General features: G+C 63.7%; 13 protein-coding genes. 4 read left to right on the top strand and 9 right to left on the bottom strand.

The window, feature by feature from the left end; all coding sequences use genetic code 11:
* Positions 1 to 14 precede the first annotated feature (14 nt).
* Positions 15 to 785 carry a HesA/MoeB/ThiF family protein gene (locus tag LDZ23_RS00900; protein ID WP_008351784.1) on the top strand — a complete coding sequence of 257 codons (771 nt, stop codon included), beginning with the start codon at positions 15 to 17 and terminating at the stop codon, positions 783 to 785.
* 371 nt (positions 786 to 1,156) lie between these two features.
* On the opposite strand, the gene ptsP is transcribed toward LDZ23_RS00900, so the two are convergent.
* The 7 genes from ptsP to LDZ23_RS00865 all read right to left on the bottom strand — a co-directional run bounded on the left by ptsP (position 1,157) and on the right by LDZ23_RS00865 (position 8,647).
* Positions 1,157 to 2,917, bottom strand: coding sequence for a phosphoenolpyruvate--protein phosphotransferase (gene ptsP, locus LDZ23_RS00895; RefSeq protein WP_008351786.1), 1,761 nt, complete (start codon positions 2,915 to 2,917; stop codon positions 1,157 to 1,159).
* 221 nt (positions 2,918 to 3,138) lie between these two features.
* Positions 3,139 to 3,408: an HPr family phosphocarrier protein gene (locus LDZ23_RS00890; RefSeq protein ID WP_008351787.1), complete on the bottom strand. Its 270-nt coding sequence runs from the start codon at positions 3,406 to 3,408 to the stop codon at positions 3,139 to 3,141.
* Between the two features lie 37 nt (positions 3,409 to 3,445).
* On the bottom strand, positions 3,446 to 3,934 hold the full coding sequence (locus LDZ23_RS00885) for a PTS sugar transporter subunit IIA (protein ID WP_008351788.1): 489 nt from the start codon (positions 3,932 to 3,934) through the stop codon (positions 3,446 to 3,448).
* A 297-nt stretch (positions 3,935 to 4,231) separates the two neighbouring features.
* The gene (gene gshB, locus LDZ23_RS00880) at positions 4,232 to 5,188 is read right to left on the bottom strand and encodes a glutathione synthase (protein WP_008351790.1); all 957 of its coding nucleotides are present in this window, start codon (positions 5,186 to 5,188) and stop codon (positions 4,232 to 4,234) included.
* A 52-nt stretch (positions 5,189 to 5,240) separates the two neighbouring features.
* Positions 5,241 to 6,530 (bottom strand): glutamate--cysteine ligase, encoded by a 1,290-nt coding sequence (gene gshA, locus LDZ23_RS00875; protein WP_033536547.1) that lies wholly within the window; start codon positions 6,528 to 6,530, stop codon positions 5,241 to 5,243.
* 277 nt (positions 6,531 to 6,807) lie between these two features.
* The gene (locus LDZ23_RS00870; RefSeq protein WP_008351793.1) at positions 6,808 to 8,277 is read right to left on the bottom strand and encodes an ammonium transporter; all 1,470 of its coding nucleotides are present in this window, start codon (positions 8,275 to 8,277) and stop codon (positions 6,808 to 6,810) included.
* Positions 8,278 to 8,308: 31 nt separating this feature from the next.
* On the bottom strand, positions 8,309 to 8,647 hold the full coding sequence (locus tag LDZ23_RS00865) for a P-II family nitrogen regulator (RefSeq protein WP_008351794.1): 339 nt from the start codon (positions 8,645 to 8,647) through the stop codon (positions 8,309 to 8,311).
* Between the two features lie 393 nt (positions 8,648 to 9,040).
* Between LDZ23_RS00865 and LDZ23_RS00860 the strand changes: the two genes are divergently transcribed.
* Together LDZ23_RS00860 and LDZ23_RS00855 are read left to right on the top strand one after the other, a co-directional pair.
* On the top strand, positions 9,041 to 9,304 hold the full coding sequence (locus LDZ23_RS00860; protein WP_008351796.1) for an accessory factor UbiK family protein: 264 nt from the start codon (positions 9,041 to 9,043) through the stop codon (positions 9,302 to 9,304).
* A 94-nt stretch (positions 9,305 to 9,398) separates the two neighbouring features.
* A complete protein-coding gene (locus LDZ23_RS00855; protein WP_008351797.1) occupies positions 9,399 to 10,943 on the top strand; it encodes a YifB family Mg chelatase-like AAA ATPase in 1,545 nt (514 codons plus the stop codon).
* A 380-nt stretch (positions 10,944 to 11,323) separates the two neighbouring features.
* Here LDZ23_RS00855 and LDZ23_RS00850 read toward each other — a convergent pair whose 3' ends face one another.
* Positions 11,324 to 11,926, bottom strand: coding sequence for a hypothetical protein (locus tag LDZ23_RS00850; protein ID WP_033536585.1), 603 nt, complete (start codon positions 11,924 to 11,926; stop codon positions 11,324 to 11,326).
* Between the two features lie 138 nt (positions 11,927 to 12,064).
* Between LDZ23_RS00850 and LDZ23_RS00845 the strand changes: the two genes are divergently transcribed.
* Positions 12,065 to 12,601, top strand: coding sequence for a peroxiredoxin family protein (locus LDZ23_RS00845; RefSeq protein ID WP_008351800.1), 537 nt, complete (start codon positions 12,065 to 12,067; stop codon positions 12,599 to 12,601).
* A 50-nt stretch (positions 12,602 to 12,651) separates the two neighbouring features.
* Here LDZ23_RS00845 and LDZ23_RS00840 read toward each other — a convergent pair whose 3' ends face one another.
* Positions 12,652 to 13,995, bottom strand: a complete 1,344-nt coding sequence (locus LDZ23_RS00840) for a sigma-54-dependent transcriptional regulator (RefSeq protein WP_008351801.1) — start codon at positions 13,993 to 13,995, stop codon at positions 12,652 to 12,654.
* Between the last annotated feature and the right edge of the window lies 1 nt (position 13,996).

Here is a 13,996-nt window from a genome sequence, read left to right as displayed (position 1 = left end):
CGATTCTTTCCGCGATGAACGACGACCAACTCCTTCGCTATTCCCGCCACATCCTCGTCGATGAAATCGGCATCGAGGCGCAGCAGCGCTTTCTCGACGCGCACGCCGTCATCATCGGCGCGGGCGGACTCGGCGCGCCCGCGGCGATGTATCTCGCGGCGTCAGGTGTCGGAAAAATCACGCTCGTCGATGCCGATACTGTCGATCTCACGAATCTCCAGCGGCAGATCGTGCACATGACGCGATCGGTCGGAGCGCCCAAGGTGGAATCGGCACGCGAGACGTTGAGCGCGCTGAATCCGGACATCGACGTCATCGCGGTGAACGCGCGCGCCGACGCCGCGTGGCTCGACATCAACGTGCCGGGTAAAACCGTGGTGCTCGATTGCAGCGACAACTTCACGACGCGTCACGCGATCAACGCGGCCTGCGTCACGCATCGCGTGCCGCTCGTGTCGGGCGCGGCGCTGCGTTTCGACGGGCAGATCAGCACCTTCGACTTCCGCGCACCCGATTCGCCCTGCTACGCGTGCGTGTTCCCGCCGGATCAGCCGTTCGAGGAAGTCGCGTGTTCGACGATGGGCGTGTTCGCGCCGACGGTCGGCATCATCGGTGCGATGCAGGCGGCGGAGGCGCTGCGCGTGATCGGCGGTTTCGGCGAGACGCTCGCGGGCCGGCTGATGATGCTCGACTCGCTGCGCATGGAATGGAACACGATGCGAATCGCGCGGCAGCCGGATTGCGCTGTCTGCGGAAACACCGGAAGCCGCGAAGCAGCGCGCTAAATCGGTCGCGTCTTACGCCGTCGACCGGACGGTCCGCTTAAGCTCATCGATTCTTCAATCGCAGGGCGGATCGTTCTTTGAGCACCATCACTTCGCCGGCGAGCGCGCAACGCGGGCTCACGCAAAGCGCGTTCGCGCGGCCGTCGCTTCCGCGAATCACCCGCACACGGAGTTCCGCACGCCGTATCGCGTGATCAATTTCCACGCATGCATTGGTTGCTTCAACGACACGACGTGCGACTTCGACAACCGCGATTTTCTGTGGTGTCCGCGCAGGCGCGGCAAGCCCAGCCGCTTTCAATGCACTTCGGCGATCCACCCGAGCAGGTCATCGCTCGGGTGGATCGACTGATTGCGGATCACGGCTTGGCCTAGACCTTCTGCAACGCCGTGAGCGCGGCCTGCAATTCAGCGGGTTCGTAGGCCGCAAGCACATCCGCGACCGGCTTTTCCAGCGCCTTCAGGTTCGAGCGCAGAATTTCCTGCTTCACGATCAGCAACTGGCTCGGATGCATCGAAAACTCGGTGAGCCCGAGGCCGAGTAACAGGCGCGTGACGGCGGGATCGCCCGCCATTTCCCCGCACACCGACACCGGCACGCCCGCGCGCTTCGCCTCGCGCAACGTGAACGCGATCAGGTTCAGCACCGCCGGGTGCAGCGGATCGTAAAGATGCGCGACGCTGTTATCGGCGCGATCGATCGCGAGCGTGTACTGGATCAGATCGTTCGTGCCGATCGACAGAAAATCGAGCCGGCTCAGGAACAGCCGCACGGCGATGGCCGCCGCCGGAATCTCGATCATCGCGCCGACCTGAACCTGACGGTCGTACGCCACGCCTTCGTCGTCGAGTTGACGCTTCGCCTCGCGGATCAGATCGAGCGTCTGGTCGATTTCCTGTGCGTGCGCGAGCATCGGAATGAGAATCTTGGTCGGCCCGAACGCCGACGCCCGCAGAATGGCGCGCAATTGCGTGATGAACATCTGCGGCTCGGACAGGCTCCAGCGGATCGCGCGCAAGCCCAGCGCGGGATTCGGCGCGGTTTCGTAGCCATCGCTTCCGGTCATGGAATCGAGCGGCTTGTCCGCGCCGACATCGATCGTGCGGATCGTCACCGGCTTGCCGTTCATCAACTCGACGGCGCGCTTGTACGCCTCGAACTGCTCCTCTTCCTCCGGCAACTGGTCCTTGTGATTCATGAAGAGGAATTCGGTGCGGAACAGGCCGACGCCCATCGCGCCCGCTTCGACGGCGACTTGCGCGTCTTCCGGCAACTCGATGTTCGCGCACAGTTCGATCTTCGTACCGCAGAGCGTCTGCGTCGGCGAGAACTTCAGGCGCTGGAGCTTGCGCTGTTCCAGCAGTTTCTCGCTCTGACGATACGAATACTCTTCGAGAACGATCGGCGCCGGATCGACGATCACGATGCCATGATCGCCGTCGACGATGATGAGATCGTTCTGGCGGATCAGCACGCTCGCCTGCTGCACGCCGACGGACGCCGGAATGCCGAGACTGCGCGCGACGATCGCCGTATGCGAAGTGCGGCCGCCGAGGTCGGTGACGAAGCCCTTGAACGCCTGCGTCTTGAACTGAAGCATGTCCGCCGGCGCGATATCGTGGGCGACGACGATCATTTCGTTGTGCCCGTTGCTGGCGGCCGTATGCACGACGAGCGACGCGGCCGTCGGCGCGCCGGCCAACGCTTTCAAAAGACGCTCGACGACCTGCTCGACGTCCGCCTTGCGTTCGCGCAGATATTCGTCTTCGATCTCGTCGAAATAACCGCCGAGGATTTCCAGTTGCTCGGTCAGCGCCCACTCGACGTTGTAGCGGCGCGTGCGAATCAGGTCGATGGTTTCCTGCACGAGCATGGCGTCGTTCAGGATCATCGTATGGACGTTGATGAACGCGCCCATTTCGCTCGGCGCATCGGCGGAAAGGTCTTCGCGCAGCGCTTCGAGTTCGGCGAGGACGGCCGCCTGCGCCGCGTGGAATCGGGCGATTTCCGCGTCGATCTGATCCGGCTCGATCAGATAGTGGTCTACGTCGAGCGCCGCCGGCGCGATCAGATACGCGCGCCCAATGGCGATGCCGCGCGAGACGGGAATTCCATGCAGCGTGAAGGACACGCGCCCTCCTCTAGTTCTTTGAATGTCGCGGTCTGCCAGGCGCCCCCTCGACGGGCACAAACCGCGCGTCCATTATATGTTCGATCGTGCTCACAAGTCCCTGAACACCCGGTGACGACAGGGCCGGAACGGTTGCACGACGTTACGCGAAAGCGTGATGCGGATACGAAAAAGCCGCGTCGATGCGCGGCTTTTCACTGACGGACACTGCGGCGACACGCTTACTGCCCTTCTCCGAATTTATCGGCGATGAGCGCGAGAATGGCTTGCATCGCTTCGGCTTCGTCCGCGCCTTCGGTTTCGATCGTCACCGTGCTGCCGATGCCCGCCGCCAGCATCATCACGCCCATGATGCTTTTCGCGTTGATCCGGCGCCCGTTGCGGCTCATCCAGATCTCGCATTGAAAATTGCCCGCCAGTTGTGTGAGCTTGGCCGAAGCGCGTGCGTGGAGCCCCAGCTTGTTCACGATTGTTGTTTCTTGTTGCAGCATGATGCTCCGAAGCGCTAGATGGATGAAATGAGCGGCGTCAGTGGCTGGCGGCCTTCGCGCTGATGAGATCGGCGCTCGCCGAGCATGCCGGATCGGGCGAGCCGGCGGCCTTCGTCGCGAGGGCGCAGGGGTTGAGCGGCGTGGACGAATCCAGTTCCTGGATGCCCTTCGAGCCGCCCTGAAGAATCTTTTCGGCGAGCGTGTCGAGCGGCGTCGCGCGGTAGCAGACGGCGCGCACGAGCATCGGCAGATTGCAGCCGGCGAGCACGCGCACATCGGTGTCGTGCAGGCTCGCCGCGATGTTCGCGGGCGTCGCGCCGAACACGTCGGTGAGCACGATCGCGCCGTTTTCTTCTTTCAGGCGATCGATTTCGGAGCGCGCGAACGCGCGAACTTCGACCGGATCGCAGTCGGGCATCACGTCGATGACGCCGATGCGCGCCGGCAAGCCACCGTAAATATGTGCGATGCACTCGCGTAGCGCGGTGGCGAAAGGTGCGTGCGCGATGATCAGAATGCCAGCCATGTCAGGAAATTGCCTCAGCGACAAATCAACGACGAAAAATCGGACAAATACGTCGGAGTTCGCTCGAAAGCGCGCGAGCGGCGCGGAACACAACTCTAAAGTGGATGCCGTTACAACGAAATCAACCGCCTTCCAGCTTCATTACCCCAAGCCTGCGCGTCGATGCTTAAGCGAACTTTAAGCGCACTTTTAGACGCGATCGCGCCCCAGAAACGCGGGCGCGGGAAAGTCAATTCTAACAGTCCCGCCGAGGTGAGTTTGGCGCGCTGTCCGCGCGCGTTTCGTTGGCCGGCAGACTCAGTGCGCCGCGCGCTCGAGCGCGTCGATAAACATGCCCGCAACGTCGAAGCCGGTCTGATCCATGATTTCGCGAAAGCACGTCGGACTCGTGACGTTGACTTCGGTGAGATAGTCGCCGATCGCATCCAGCCCGGCGAGCAGCAGGCCGCGCGCCTGCAGCACCGGCCCGAGCGTCTCGGCGATTTCGCGATCGCGCGCCGACAGCGGCTGCGCGCGCCCGAGCCCGCCCGCCGCAAGATTGCCGCGCACTTCGCTGCCCTGCGGAACGCGCGCCAGCGAATACGGCACCGGCTGACCGCCGATGACGAGAATGCGCTTGTCGCCATCCTTGATTTCGGGGATGAACTTCTGCGCCATCACCGTGCGCGCGCCGTCCTCGGACAACATCTCGACGATCGAGCCGAGATTCATCCCGTCCGCCTTCACGCGGAACACGCCCATGCCGCCCATGCCGTCGAGCGGCTTCAGGATCACGTCGCCGTGCTCGGCGTGGAAAGCGCGCAGGCGCGCGGCATCGCGCGTGACGAGCGTCGGCGTGACGAACTGCGGCCATTCCGCGATGGCGAGCTTCTCGGAATGATCGCGGATCGCCTGCGGCTTGTTGAAGATGCGCGCGCCGTTGCGCTCGGCGATCTCCAGCAGCCACGTCGCGTTCACGTATTCCAGATCGAACGGCGGATCCTTGCGCATCAGCACGGCGTCGAAATGCGTGAGCGGCAGATGCTCGGCCTGCTCGGCCGCATACCACGGCCAGCGGTCACTGTTGGCCTCGTCGCCGACGATCGCGATGCGCCGCGCGCTCGCCTCGACCTTCGTTCCGGTCCACGCGAGATGCTGCGGCTCGCACGCATAGAGCACGTGGCCGCGCCGCGCGGCTTCGGCCATCATCGCGTAGGTCGTGTCCTTGTAGATCTTGAAGCGATCGAGCGGGTCGGCGATAAAGAGGATGTTCATGACGATTTGCTAGTTCGGTGCGCGGCCTGCGAGCTTACCGCAAGCCGCGAACTCACACCTGAATGGCTTCAGGATCGGTCTTTTCGAGCTCGACCGATGCCGCCAGCAGCGCCAGCCGCGCCACCACGCCGTACATGTAGAAGCGGTTCGGCGGCGCGGCGCCGGGCTTCGCGTGCGTGTCGGGCAACGCCGTGTGCTCGAAGCCGAGCGGCACGAAATGCATGCCCGGCGCGTTGAGGTTCTGATCGCGCTCGCGCGAATCGTGCACGCGGTAAAACCCGCCGACGACATACCGGTCGATCATGTACACGACCGGCTCGGCGACCGCATTTTCCACGCGCTCGAACGTATGCACGCCTTCCTGCACGATCACGTCGTGAACTTGCAGGCCTTCCTTGGCGTCGTTCATCTTCGTGCGTTCGCGCTTGGTCAGCGCGGCGACTTCGCTCGCGTCGTGGACGGTCATCACGCCCTTTCCGTACGTGCCGGCATCCGCCTTGATGACGACATACGGACGCTCGCTGATGCCGTACTCGCGATACTTCTTCGCGATCTTCTTGAGCACGCCGTCGATGGCTTCCGCGAGCGCTTGTTCGCCCGTGCGCGCTTCGTAATCGACGCCTTCCACATGCGCGAAGTACGGATTCACCATCCACGGATCGATCTCGACGAGCTTCGAGAACTTCTTAGCGACGTCGTCATAGCAGGAGAAATGGGTCGACTTGCGGCGCACCGCCCAGCCGGCGTGCAGCGGCGGCAGCAGATACTGCTCGTGCAGATTTTCCAGCACGGGCGGAATGCCGGCCGAAAGATCGTTGTTGAGCAGGATCGAGCAGGGATCGAAGTTCTTCAGGCCGAGGCGCCGCGGCGTGCGTTCGAGCGGCTCCAGCACGATTTTCTGGCCATCGGCGAGCGCGATGGTCACAGGACCGTGGATATTCTCGTCCAGCGTGCCGAAGCGGATGTTGAGCCCCGCTTGCCGCATGATGAGCGCGAGGCGCGCGACGTTCTCGAGATAGAACGCGTTGCGCGTATGGCGCTCGGGAATGACGAGCAGATTCTTCGCGTCCGGGCAGATTTTTTCGATGGACGCCATCGCTGCCTGCACCGCGAGCGGCAACACTTCCTGCGGCAGATTGTTGAAACCGCCGGGAAAGAGATTGGTGTCGACGGGCGCGAGCTTGAACCCCGCGTTGCGCAGATCGACGGAACAGTAGAACGGCGGCGTGTGCTCCTGCCATTCGAGCCGGAACCAGCGCTCGATGGCGGGCATGGCCTCGAGGATTTTCCGCTCGAGATCGAGCAGCGGGCCACTTAACGCCGTAACAAGGTGCGGAACCATGTATTACTCGCGGAAGAAGACAAAAGATTGTAGAGCAATTGCTTTGCCTAAATGGGTATCAACCGCCAATTGACAAGGTTTTGCGGCCCGCGCCGCGCCGCTTCCACGCACTTTTCCGCCTGTCGCTTCAATAGGTTTGGCCGCCGCCTTCGACGAAACCCGGACGGAGATGGCGCACCAAAAAAAATGCCCGCCATAAGGCGGGCGAAGTCGCTGCGCTCGTTTCTTGCTCGCAGCCGACGCGCCCTCTCGCGGCGCGCCGGTTGCGGCGTAAGACTTACTCGACATGCTCGCCGTGCAGCGTGACGTCGAGACCTTCGCGTTCCTGTTCTTCCGTGACGCGCAGGCCCATGGTCATGTCGATGATCTTCAGCAAAACGAAGCTGACGACGCCGCTGTAGACGAGCGTGACGAGCACGCCCTTCGCCTGCACGAGCACGCTGCCGTCGAAGCCGCCGATGTCCTTCACCGCGAACACGCCCGTCAGCAGCGCGCCGATGATCCCGCCCACGCCGTGCACGCCGAACGCGTCGAGCGAGTCGTCGTAGTTGAACTTGTGCTTGAGCCACGTCGCCGACCAGAAGCAGACCACGCCCGCGACAATGCCGATCACGATCGCGCCCGTCACGCCGACGAAGCCCGACGCCGGCGTCACCGCCACCAGACCCGCAACCGCGCCCGAGATGATGCCGAGCACCGACGGCTTGCCCTTCGTGATCCACTCCGCGAACATCCAGCCGAATGCGGCGAACGCGGTGGCGATCTGCGTCGTGAGCATCGCGAAACCGGCACGGCCGTCAGCCGCCACTGCCGAACCCGCATTGAAGCCGAACCAGCCCACCCACAGCATCGATGCGCCGATCAGCGAGAGCACGAGGTTGTGCGGCGCCATCACTTCGCGGCCATAGCCGACGCGCTTGCCGAGCACGAGACAGCACATCAGACCCGCGATACCGGCGTTGATGTGAACCACCGTGCCGCCCGCGAAGTCGAGCACGCCAGCCGATGCGAGCCAGCCGGTAGGTTCCCAGACCATGTGCGCGATCGGCGAGTAGACGATCAGCGACCACAGCGCCATGAACACGAGCATCGCCGAGAACTTCATGCGATCCGCGAACGCGCCGGTAATGAGCGCCGGGGTGATGATCGCGAACGTCAGCTGGAATGCGAAATAGACCGACTCGGGGATCGTCACGGCCAGATGGCTGACGGTCAGCGTCGTCGCCTTGTCGCCCTTGATGTAGGCCATGCCGTGCAGGAACACGCGCGAGAAGCCGCCGAGGAACGAGCCGCCCGGCGTGAACGCGATGCTGTAGCCGACGACCGTCCAGAGGATCGTCACGAGACAGCAGATCGCGAAGCTCTGCATGACCGTCGCGAGCACGTTCTTCTTGCGGACCATGCCCGCGTAGAAGAGCGCGAGGCCGGGAATCGTCATGAACAGCACGAGCGCCACCGAAGTCAGCATCCACGCGGTGTCGCCGGAGCTGATCTTCGACGAATCGACCATGACCGGCTCGGTCGGTGCGGCCGGCGCGGCATCGGACGCGGCGGATGCGCCGGACGCGGCTTCTGCCGCCGATGCCGCCTGAGCCGACGACGCCATCGCCGTGTTGGCGCTTTCGGGCGCGCTTGCAGCGGGTGCCGAGGCTGCGGCCGGAGCGGACGCATCCTGGGCGAGAGCGGTGCCGACATTCGCGCCGATCAGCGCGCCCGCCACCAACAGTGACATCAAAAAGTTACGCATTCTTCTGGTTCCTCTTATCGCCAATTTCTTGTTAGAGCGCGTCGGCGCCGGTCTCGCCGGTGCGGATGCGGATCACCTGTTCGATTGAGGTGACGAAGATCTTTCCGTCACCGATTTTTCCCGTGCGTGCGGCGCGTTCGACGGCTTCGATCGCCTGATCGACGATGTCGTCCGAGACGGCCGCCTCGATCTTCACTTTCGGCAGAAAGTCGACGACGTACTCCGCGCCCCGATACAGCTCGGTGTGCCCCTTCTGTCGGCCAAAGCCTTTCACCTCGGTCACCGTGATGCCCGAGACGCCGATGGCCGAGAGCGCTTCACGCGCTTCGTCCAGCTTGAACGGCTTGATGATTGCGGTAATGAGCTTCATGTATCCCTCGCTGTGGTGTGCTGATCCTTCGATGCCGTCCATTGAAGCGTGCAGAAAAGGTCGCGCCACTTATGCAACTCGTATGCCATGCGAGCATCCATGCGGCTTTGCGCGATTTCGCGAAACAATCGCACGAAGGGTCGGCCGAACGGCTAACGCGGGCCGCGCGTGCTGGCGTCGGGGTAGGTTCATTGCTAGAGTGGTCCAGAGGTCCCGCAAAAAGGGGCATGGGCGGACAACGCGAGCGCGCGGCGGCGCTAAAATCGCGGCGCCTCAAAGGTGCTTCGACGCGCGTTCGCGCATTCGGCGGCGCGCACCAATATCGAACATTCGATAATTCGGGGCACTGACCTAACAATGAATGCACTTTTTTTGTGCAAGAAGGGAGAAACGATGAAGCAGCCCAACGACGTTTTCAACGATTTGCAGCAGAAGATGAGCGATCTCTTCAAGAATTCGCCCGCGAAAGACGTCGAACGGAATATGAAGGCGATGCTCTCGCAAGGCTTTTCGAAGCTCGATCTCGTGACGCGCGAGGAATTCGACACGCAGACGCAAGTGCTCGTCCGCACGCGCGCTCGTCTCGAAGAACTCGAAAAGCGCGTCGCGCAGCTGGAGCAGCGTCTCGCGGGCGGAAACACGGCCGCGCAAGACTGAGGCGCCAGCACTGCCTATCGCGTACCTCGGCTAGCGAGCCGTGAGTTTCTAGTTTTATTGCCGGCGCGGTCCATGCGCCGTTTCAGGTGAAATCATGTCGCTTGCCGTGGTACGCAGCCGCGCGCCCGCTCCTGGGCGCGCGCCCGAAGTCGTCGTCGAAGTCCATCTCGCCAACGGGTTGCCGTCGTTTTCCATCGTCGGTCTGCCCGATCTCGAAGTCCGCGAAAGCCGCGAGCGCGTGCGCGCCGCGCTGCAGAACTGCGGGTTCGATTTCCCCGTCCGCAGAATCACCGTCAATCTCGCACCCGCCGATCTTCCGAAGGAAAGCGGCCGCTTCGATCTGCCGATCGCGCTCGGCATTCTGGCCGCGAGCGGACAGATTCCGGCCGCAGCGCTCGAACATCGCGAGTTCGCGGGCGAGCTTTCGCTGACCGGCGCGCTGCGTCCGATGCGCGGCGCGTTCGCAATGGTCTGCGGCGCGGCGCGCCACTATGCATCGATGCGCGATGCAGCCCCGCCAATCCCCGAAATCTACGTGCCGCTCGCAAGCGCGGCGGAAGCGGCGCTCGTGCCGGGCATCGAGGTCTTCGGCGCGGCGGACTTGCCCACGCTCTGCGCGCATCTGAACGATGTCCCCGACGCCCGTCTGCGACCCGTGCAAGCCGCTCCGCTTCCCTCGACAGCGGCGCCGTCCGCGGATCTCGCCGATGTCATCGGCCATCCCGCCGCCCGCCGCGCGCTCGAAGTGGCGGCTGCGGGCGGTCATCATCTGCTGATGGTCGGTCCGCCCGGCGCGGGCAAGTCGATGCTCGCCGCGCGCCTGGCCGGCCTGCTCCCGCCGATGAACGACGACGAAGCGCTCACCTCCGCCGCGATCCTTTCGGCGAGTTCGCTCGGCTTTACGCCCGAGCAGTGGCGGCGACGGCCGTTCCGCGCGCCGCATCATTCGGCGAGCGCGGCGGCGCTCGTCGGCGGGCGCAATCCGCCGCAGCCGGGCGAGATCACGCTCGCGCATCTCGGCGTCCTGTTTCTCGACGAGCTGCCCGAATTCGACCGAAAAGTGCTGGAAACCCTGCGTGAGCCGCTCGAAGTCGGCCAGATCACGATTTCGCGCGCCGCACAGCAGGCGGAATTTCCGGCGGCCTGCCAGCTCGTCGCCGCGATGAATCCATGTCCGTGCGGCTGGCGCGGCGACCCGAGCGCGCGCTGCCGCTGCTCGCCCGATGTCGCCGCGCGGTATCTGCGCAAGCTGTCGGGTCCGCTGATGGATCGCATCGACATTCAGATCGAGTTGCCGGCGCTCTCGCCCGCGGAACTGTCGGCGCGCGGCACCGAGCGCGGCGAGTCGAGCGCCGTCGTCGCGGCGCGGGTCGCGGCGGCCCGCGACATACAGACGCAGCGTCAGGGCAAGATCAACCGCGATCTCGACGGCCGCGAAGCCGACGCCGTCTGCCGCCCCGATTCCGCCGGCGAAGCCTTGCTGCGCGCTGCGGGCGAGCGCTTCGGCTGGTCCGCGCGCGCGTACTACCGCGTGCTGAAGGTCGTGCGGACGATCGCGGATCTCGCCGGCGCCGATATACCCGACGCGTCCCATGTCGCGGAAGCCGTTCAGTACCGCCGGGCGCTGTCGATCGCCTGAAGCCAGCGCGGACGCGGGGTGGTCCGCGCGATGCTAAGCGGAAAATTACTTGTCAAGACTTGACTTATGCACACTGAAGCGATCCGGGGCGGTCCTTCGTCTGATCAAACCCCGGTTTTGGCCACATTTCACAGACCATTGATTTTATTGAATTATTTAACTTGCCCCGAACGAAGGCAAACTAACGTAAACCGCGTGAGTCGGGCTTTTGAGCGCTACCACACACTGTTTTCCACAAAGTTATCCACAGACATTGTGGATAGCGCAAAAAGTCCATATGAATCCGAGAATTAGCGCGTAAACTTCTGAAGGAACTTCGGCTATTTCCGACACACTAAGACACTTCTTAAGTTAGTGCCTGCAGAATTCGAGGCCTTCCTCTAAAACAGTTTGAAGGACGAAAAGAACTGCTCGGCCTGCTCGGTCGGCGTCGTCTTGTCTGACACGATCACCAGTTGATAGACGTGCGCGCCGCGTGCCACGAAGCGCGCGTGAATCGTCCGCGACTCGCGCTTCTCCCCCCCTTCGCCCTTCACCTCGATCTCGCTGCCCAACACGCGTCCGCCCGCCGCGAGGTCGATCTGCGTCGCACGCGCCTCGGGCTTCGCATTCACGTTGCGCGCGAGACCTTGCTGGAGGAAATCGAGTGTCGCGCGCTGCAATTGCGGATCGGCGCTCGGCAGCACGACCGTGCCGACGGCGAACACGGCGTCGCCGGCTTCTGCGGTCTGCATGCGCATCGTCATCGACCGGCCTGCAATGTCGATCTTGCGCTCCTCGGAACGCGGCTTCGCGGGCAGCGTCACTTCGTAGCCGTCGTCGTTGTTCGTCACGGTGCGCCAGTCATATGAGGGCGTGCACGCGAGCAATGCGCCGCATGCGACAGTTGCGCACATCAGCTTGTTGGCGGAAGCAATATTCGGAAGAAAGCGCGCGGCAGCGCGCCGCAAACGGACAGGAAACACGGGGAAAACTCGTTTCATGAGGAATCGCTGCGTGAAAACCATCATTATCGCGCTGCGATGCCGGGCGTATCGGCGCGTCACGAACGCATCCCGAAATTGGCGCTAAAATACGCAGCAGTCTCCGTTCCGTTCGCCGGAGCGCCATCCGAGGTTCCCATGTCCCAAGCCACGCAAGAAACATCCACGCGCGCGAAGAGTCCGCTGCGTTACATCGTGATGGCGCTCGTCGCGGGCGTGATCGCCTGCACCGGGTATTTCGCCTTCGGCGGCCAGCAGAAAGTGCCGGACGCGACCTTCACGCTGCTTTCGGGACAGAAGATTTCGACGTCGGGCGATCTGAAGGGCAAGGTCTATCTCGTCAATTTTTGGGCGACGAGCTGCGAGACATGCATGAAGGAAATGCCGCAGATGATCGACACGTACAACAAATTCAAGGGCCGCGGCCTGGAGTTCGTCGCGGTCGCGATGAACTACGACGCGCCGATGTACGTCAACAACTACGCGCAGACGCGCAAGTTGCCGTTCAAGGTCGCGATGGACGACGGCAGCGCCGCCAAGCAGTTCGGCAACGTGCAACTGACGCCGACGACCTTTGTCATCGACAAGAACGGGAAGATTTTGAAGCGCTATGTCGGCGAGCCGACGTTCGCGGAACTGGATCAACTGCTCGACAAGGCGCTCGGTTCGGCCTGAACGCCTTTACGCGAAACACGCAGCCCGCTGGCGACAACCAGCGGGCTTTTTTATCGCTCGGACGAATCGCCTTTCACGACGATTCCGTATCGCTTGATCTTCTCGTACAGCGTCGCCTTGCCGAGCTGCAGCCGATCCGCCGCCACCGCGACCGCGCCGCCGCACTGCTCCAGCGCCTGTCCGATCACCGCGCGCTCGAACTGCTCGGTGCGTTCCTTGAGCGATTGCGTCGATGTGTCGAGCGCCGCCGCCGCACCGCTGTCGTCGAGAATGCCGAGCACCATGCGATCCGCCGCGTTGCGCAACTCGCGCACGTTGCCCGGCCAGTCGCGCTGCATCAGTTCGGCGCGCTGACGATCCGTGATGAGCGGCGCGGGCCGCTCGTAGCGCACGGCCGCATCGAGCAGAAAATGCTCGAAGAGCGGCACGATATCTTCGCGGCGCTCGTTGAGCGGCGGCAGCGTGATCGTCACCACGTTCAGCCGATACAGCAAGTCGCGTCGGAACGTGCCATCGGCGACGAGTTCGTTCATGTCGCCCTTCGCCGCCGCGACGACGCGCAGATTCGCGCGCACCGGCTGATTCGAGCCGAGCCGCTCCAGCACGCCGTCCTGCAATACGCGCAGCAGTTTCACTTGCAATGACAGCGGCATGCTCTCGATTTCATCGAGAAAGAGCGTGCCGCCCGACGCATGCTCCAGCTTGCCGATACGCCGCTTCTGCGCGCCCGTAAACGCGCCGGCCTCGTAGCCGAACATCTCCGATTCGAACATCTGCTCCGGCAGCGCGCCGCAATTCACCGCGATGAACGGCTTGTCGCGACGCGGCGACATGTCGTGCAGGCTGCGCGCGATGAGTTCCTTGCCCGCGCCCGTATCGCCGTTGATGAGCACGGACGCATCCGTCGGCGCGATGTTCGCGATCAGCCGGCGCACCTGCTCGATCGCGAGACTGCGCCCGATGATGCGGCTCTGCCCCGCGCCCGCCAGCTCGCGCCGCAGCGCCTGATTCTCGAGCACGAGCGTGCGGCGCTCCAGCGCGCGGCGCACCGCTTCGATCAGGCGCTCGGACGCGAACGGCTTTTCGATGAAGTCGTAGGCGCCGTCGCGCATCGCCTGCACGGCCATGGAGATGTCGCCGTGGCCGGTGACGAGAATTACCGGCACTTCGGGCGCACGCTCGCGGCATTGCGCGAGCAGATCGAGGCCGCTCGCGCCGGGCAAGCGGATATCGCTCACGATCACGCCGGGGAAACTCGCGTCGATCGCGCGCGCGGCGGATTCGACGCTGCCGTGCCCGATCACGTCGAAGCCCGCGAGTTGCAGGCTCTGCACGCTCGCGCGGCGCACGAGTTCGTCGTCCTCGATGAAGATCACCTGCAAACCGGTGGTCATG

It is taken from the genome of Caballeronia zhejiangensis (genome assembly GCF_022879815.1).
GTDB classification, from domain to species: Bacteria; Pseudomonadota; Gammaproteobacteria; order Burkholderiales; family Burkholderiaceae; genus Caballeronia; species Caballeronia zhejiangensis.
The sequence above is the reverse complement of the archived record's forward strand: the minus strand, read 5'-3'. Positions and strand labels throughout refer to the sequence as shown.